Genomic DNA, 5,698 nt, shown 5'->3' with positions numbered 1-5,698 from the left:
GGGGGAGGATGGGGGAGGATGGGGAGGGATTATTAACAGTTAACAATTAACAATTAACAGTTAACAGTTAACAGTTAACAGTTAACAATTTTGATTGATATAGCAACCGTGAAGACGGTTAGGACACTCGCTTATGCAGGACTTGTGCACCCAACCAAAGAAACCGGGTTTTTGAGAGAATCTGTGGGTAACAGCGAAGTATTTTCGTCAAAAAAACCGGTTTCTGGGAGTCCATACGTAAGTCCTATAAGTGTGTGATATCATCTCCGTTTAAATACTTGTCATTGCCAGCGAAGCGAAGCAATCGCAAGGTTTTGAGATTGCTTCGCTTCGCTCGCAATGACAGATCGTAAGTATAGCAGTCGCCAAGGCGCTTAGGACATTCTGAATTCCTAAAACTCTGATTCTCAACCCTTCTTCCCCGCTTCCCTCTTCCCTAGCCCCTAGCCCCTAGCCCCTAGCCCCTCGATATTAAGCAGGCTTGGCTTCGGATCGCGTTTGAAGTAAACGGATAATTCCCGATTTTTCGATTAGTCCTACAAGTACGCCGTTGTCGCGAATTACGGGCAGTTCTTGTACTTTCAATTGTTCTAGCAGAGTAGCAACTTCCAGTAAGGATTGATCCGGTTGAACTGCTGTAGAAAAATTGATGGGTTGTATGAGTTCTTTGATTGTAACTTCTGGCCAATGAGAAGTAGGGATATTTTTGATGTCATCAGCGGCGATCGCGCCTACTAATTGTCCGGCTTCCCCTGTGACTAAGAAGCGGGCCCAGGGAGTTTTGCCGATGATATAATCGTTGGCAAATTCTCTTATAGATATGTGTTCGGAAACGATCGGGCTGTCTGGGGTGACTGCATCTGCTGCTGTTAATCCTGCTAGTTCATTTTGAACTTTAGCTGATTGGGCAGATTGACCGGCATTTTGCCACAGGAACCAACCGATTAATATGTTCCAGAAGTTACCAACGAAACCAGAGATAATGGCGATCGCACCTAAGATTTGACCGACGCGGCTAGCGAATAGCGTGCCTTTGTAAGGGTTGCCGGTGATTTTCCAGACGATCGCTTTGAGGATGTTTCCGCCGTCGAGGGGTAAGCCAGGAATCAGGTTAAATAACCCCAGTGCTAAGTTGATGTAGGCTAGCATTCCCACGATCGCAGCGATGGGGCCTGTGATGGGTGCTGTTGCGCCGATGGTGGTGAGTAATGCGAACAGGATAATGCTGACTAAGGGGCCTGCGATCGCTACCCAAAATGCTTCCGCTGGAGTTTTTGATTCTTTGTCGAGGTTGGCTAATCCTCCAAATAGAAACAGCGTGATCGATTTCACGTCAATTCCCTGTTTTTTGGCTACCCAACTGTGTCCTAATTCGTGGGCGAGTACGGAGGCAAATAATAGCAATGCTGTGACTAATCCCAGCACCCAGGGCGATAGGGGGCCTAAACCGGGAAAGCTTGCGGCTAGGAATCTGCCGTAGTCCCAGGTTACTAATGCCAGGACTAAAAACCACGAGGGATGCAGGTAAAATGGGATTCCAAACAGGTTGCCGACGCGAAATGTACTGTTCATTTTGGCTACCTCTAATTTCAGATAAGAGCTTTTTTTCTCTTTTGTATGTACTGATTGTAACGAATTTTAATCATGGTTTTAATTTTTCGGGTGGGTGGTATCCGTCTGTTGAGGTTCGGTTTAGGCGATTGGGGGGGATTGTAGAGGCTTAGAGGGGGCGGAGGGTTATTCACTCGGCGGTTGAAACCGCGTCTACACATACAAAACCCGCCTGCGCGGGTTGAAATTAATTGTATTTACTCGGCGGTTGAAACCGCGTCTTGTCAAACAAAACCCGCCTGCGCGGGTTGAAATTCTATTAGTCCGCGTAGGCGGACTTCGTTTGTGTAGCCGCGAATTCTATTCGCCCGGTATTATTTAAGCCTATGCTTATTAATCAAGCAAACGATCGCTAAAGGAGTAACTGCGATCGCAGCAACTTGATTAATTGGGAAAATCGCAATCAAGATACCTGCTGTATTCAAGGCTTCAAGCTGGAATTTGTTAAAAGACTTGTGCAAGCAAATATTACCTAAAGTTGACAAGGGAGATACTCCTTATTACTTACTACATATTGGTGCAACATACCGTGACTTTGGTAACTGGGATGAAGCAGAAAGATATTATCAGGATGCTTTAGCTATTGCACAAGAGCAAGACGATAAGAGTCTTATTGCTGGAATACAGGGATTGTTGGGATATATTGAGCGCAATCGAGGCAATTGGGAGGAAGCTGAACGTCTGTATCGGCAATCTTTGGAAGTTGAGACACAATTAGGCGATCGCGAAGGGATAGCAACTTCAATCGGCTGTTTAGGGGAAATTGAAATGCTTAGAGGTAATTTGGATGCAGCAGAACCACTCATTAAAGATGCTATGACACAGTTGCAAAAACTAGGACAAACTGCTAAAGTTGCAGAGTCATATTACGATTTAGCACGACTTGAACGCAAACGCAATAACACAGAATTAGCCCAACAACATTACAACACCGCCCATCAAATCTTTCAGCAATTGGGAGCCGCGAAAGACTTAGAAAGAATCGAGCGAGAATGGCAATCCGATTAATTTTACTCAAATATCAGCTAATGAATTAAAGCGATCGCACTCTTACTCCTACTAGATATAAAAGTGCGATCGCCCTCAACAACAACTCAAAAACTTACACCAATAACCAACAAACTAAAAGTTATTCGACCTCCCATAACCACCCTTTTTCTTCAACCAATCCTTACCTAACTTAATCGTCACATCCGATCGCAAACTCCCTGTACTCTCAACCACAACCTCCCCAAAACCCAAAGACTGGCGAATTGCCTCAGCAGCCTTAACATTCCCATCTTGAGCCACAATCCGAGTTACAGCCAAAGGTTCAGGCCAAGAATTCCCTACCCGCACATTCTGATAACCAGCTTCAGACAACATACTCACAAACCCATCAGCAGCCGCATCATCTCCCGTACTATCTAAAACCGCCACCCTGAGAAATTTCGGGTCTACATTCTCCACTCCCCAAGAATTAGTACCAAAATCAAAATGTTGAGCCATCAAAGTCTCGATCGCACTTGGATCGGGTAGCCAATAACTAGCCTTAAACTCCTTCGGATCGCTAAACTCTCCCGGAACCATCAACATTTGTATTCCAGAACGGTCAGTCTGAGTACCAAAACCAACTAAAGCAACTAATTCCTCAATACTCAAATTTGTATCAATATGAGATTGAATTACCGACAAAACCTTCGGCAATTTCGATACCAAACCTAGATTGAGCTCCTGTTCCATAAAAGCTCTCATCAAAAGTTGTTGCCGCTGCACTCGCCCAATATCCCCCAAATCATCATGGCGGTAAAGTAGATATTGCACGATTTGTTCGCCTGTAAGATGTTGCTTACCAGCTTTTAAATCGATGTACAAATGCTGGCTTTCATCTATATACTTCATGTCTTTAGGAACATACATAGTCAAGCCGCCGAGAGCATCTACCAAGCTTTTTATCCCTTGGACATTAACTACCACATAGCGGTCAATTCCTACGCCACCGAGGAGCGAACTTACCGACTTCGCCGCCAAGGCCGGGCCCCCATAATAATTCGCCTCATTAATCTTGCTCAAACCCCTACCTTCAATATCAGTTCGCGTATCTCGCGGGATAGAAAGCACACTTAATTTTTTGTTCTGAGGGTCAAATCTGACTAACAGCATCGTATCCGTTAGCCCCTTAAAGGAGTTAACCCAAGTGATATATCCCGGATTATCTTTAGGCTGCTCATCTAAGTCTGAACTCAGAACCTTCAGCCCCAAAACTAAAATATTTACTGGGCGAGTGAGCTCTGGCATCTTCATGTTCATTTTTGCCAGATCCCCTTGAGAAAATACCGCAGCTTCTTCGGGACTTAACTGCTGCTGCTGAAGCGGGGTAGTAGAAAGAGATACTGCTAATAAGGCTCCCGCTGTGGCGGAAAGCATCGCCACTCCCGCCAAACCAAAACCAAACCCTAACCAACGCCCTCGGTTAGATTGGGGAGATTTTTTCGGGAAAGGTTGACCAGTTGTTTGCCTTCTAGGGTCTGGATTTTGCATTTTCTGAGCTGACACGGGCTTCCTCACACAAAAAAAGAATTATTGACACTCCTCGGTCTGAAGACACGGGGATTTTTAAGGGGCTAGGGCTACGATGCTCAGGGAAGATGGCAATAGAATCAATGGCTTCGCCGAACGTCCGAACGGTTTGGGCCATGAGCGAGTGTCCTAACCGTCTTCGCGGTTGCTATATCAACCTGGAAACTCCATTAATCAAGAGGTTCTGATTTTTAGATCGCCCTCAACTATGATAGATGCTTGCCTAACATTTGCTCAGCTATGCGGCTAATTCCAGGTAGCCAAAGTGGTTGGCGTTTCCAGACCCGAATCATTAGCCCCAAGGTGACGATAAAATAGCTGGTGGTAAGTACGCTACTCGTTAATAACAAGGGTATTGTCCAAGATTCCGCAGAGATGGCTCCAGCTTCTAAGAGAATATGCCCTGAGAGCCAACCTAGAGCTAGGACGATCGCTAATCGGCTGGCGGCTCTGTGTTCGGGGCTGCGCTGACGACGGTAAAGCGTCCACAGGGCAGGGAAAAAGCCGACGATAGGAGCTAGTAATACAAACAGTTGCAGGCGGTTGAGATCGGAATTTTCTAAGGGATCTGTGTTTTTCATTTCGAGAAGATGAGAACGAGGCAGGATGTAAGAGATGGATTGTCGGCGGCGATCGCAGATGATATCCACATTTTGATACACTCAATACAGCACGCAGACGCAGGAGAGTATCCTTAGCCATGACCCAATCCCGCAAATCGACTGTTATTTCTCCATCCATATTATCAGCAGATTTCAGCCGTCTCGGAGATGAGATTCGAGCAGTGGATCGGGCTGGAGCCGACTGGATTCACGTTGATGTGATGGACGGTCGTTTCGTTCCTAATATTACTATTGGCCCTCTGATTGTTGAGGCAATTCGCCCTGTCACCAGCAAGCCTCTGGATGTTCACTTGATGATAGTGGAACCTGAGAAATACGTCGAGGATTTTGCTAAGGCGGGTGCTGATATCATCTCGGTTCACGCTGAACATAATGCCTCTCCTCATTTACACCGCACTCTCGGTCAAATCCGCGAACTGGGTAAGCAGGCTGGTGTAGTGCTAAATCCTTCGACTCCTTTGGAGTTGATTGAGCACGTACTCGAACTCTGCGATCTGATCCTGATTATGAGTGTAAATCCGGGCTTTGGGGGTCAGAGTTTTATCCCGACGGTGGTGCCGAAAATTCGCAAACTCCGCCAGATGTGCGATGAAAGAGGCCTCGATCCTTGGATTGAGGTGGATGGCGGTCTAAAGGTTGATAATACTTGGCAGGTTTTGGAAGCAGGAGCAAATGCGATCGTTGCTGGTTCTGCTGTGTTTAAGGCTAAGGATTATGCAGCCGCGATCGAAGGTATTCGTAATAGTAAGCGTCCTACTCCTGAATTGGCGGCAGTTTAAGAAGGAAGAAGGCAGAGGGAAGAAGAAAGAAGAAAGAAGTCAGAGGGGAATATTTAGTAATATTTTGACTTTTGACTTCTTTCTTTCTGGTTTTTCTTGTTACCAAATAGCTTAAGTAACGCCGCC

The 5,698-nt window shown here is 45.9% G+C and carries 5 protein-coding genes; 2 read left to right on the top strand and 3 right to left on the bottom strand.

Annotated elements, in window-relative coordinates; genetic code table 11:
- Nucleotides 1–471 precede the first annotated feature (471 nt).
- Nucleotides 472–1,572: a site-2 protease family protein gene (locus tag PY364_RS24995; RefSeq protein ID WP_275570408.1), complete on the bottom strand. Its 1,101-nt coding sequence runs from the start codon at nucleotides 1,570–1,572 to the stop codon at nucleotides 472–474.
- A gap of 480 nt (nucleotides 1,573–2,052) precedes the next feature.
- On the opposite strand from PY364_RS24995, the gene PY364_RS24990 reads away from it, so the two are divergent.
- Nucleotides 2,053–2,619, top strand: a complete 567-nt coding sequence (locus PY364_RS24990; protein ID WP_275570407.1) for a tetratricopeptide repeat protein — start codon at nucleotides 2,053–2,055, stop codon at nucleotides 2,617–2,619.
- Nucleotides 2,620–2,733: 114 nt separating this feature from the next.
- Here PY364_RS24990 and PY364_RS24985 read toward each other — a convergent pair whose 3' ends face one another.
- Complete coding sequence (locus tag PY364_RS24985) at nucleotides 2,734–4,146, bottom strand: LCP family protein (protein WP_275570406.1); 1,413 nt, start codon at nucleotides 4,144–4,146, stop codon at nucleotides 2,734–2,736.
- Between the two features lie 230 nt (nucleotides 4,147–4,376).
- The gene (locus PY364_RS24980; protein ID WP_275570409.1) at nucleotides 4,377–4,751 is read right to left on the bottom strand and encodes a hypothetical protein; all 375 of its coding nucleotides are present in this window, start codon (nucleotides 4,749–4,751) and stop codon (nucleotides 4,377–4,379) included.
- A 119-nt stretch (nucleotides 4,752–4,870) separates the two neighbouring features.
- Between PY364_RS24980 and rpe the strand changes: the two genes are divergently transcribed.
- Entirely contained in the window at nucleotides 4,871–5,572 is a 702-nt protein-coding gene (gene rpe / locus PY364_RS24975; RefSeq protein ID WP_272032247.1) for a ribulose-phosphate 3-epimerase, read from the top strand.
- Nucleotides 5,573–5,698: the final 126 nt, after the last annotated feature.

It is taken from the genome of Kamptonema sp. UHCC 0994, assembly GCF_029167235.1.
Taxonomy (GTDB): Bacteria; Cyanobacteriota; Cyanobacteriia; order Cyanobacteriales; family Microcoleaceae; genus Kamptonema.
The sequence above is the reverse complement of the archived record's forward strand: the minus strand, read 5'-3'. Positions and strand labels throughout refer to the sequence as shown.

Bases quoted from the DNA above. Each gene is read 5' to 3' on its own strand.
- PY364_RS24995 (WP_275570408.1), bottom strand. From the start codon at position 1,572: ATGAACAGTACATTTCGCGTCGGCAACCTGTTTGGAATCCCATTTTAC.
- PY364_RS24980 (WP_275570409.1), bottom strand. From the start codon at position 4,751: ATGAAAAACACAGATCCCTTAGAAAATTCCGATCTCAACCGCCTGCAA.
- rpe (WP_272032247.1), top strand. From the start codon at position 4,871: ATGACCCAATCCCGCAAATCGACTGTTATTTCTCCATCCATATTATCA.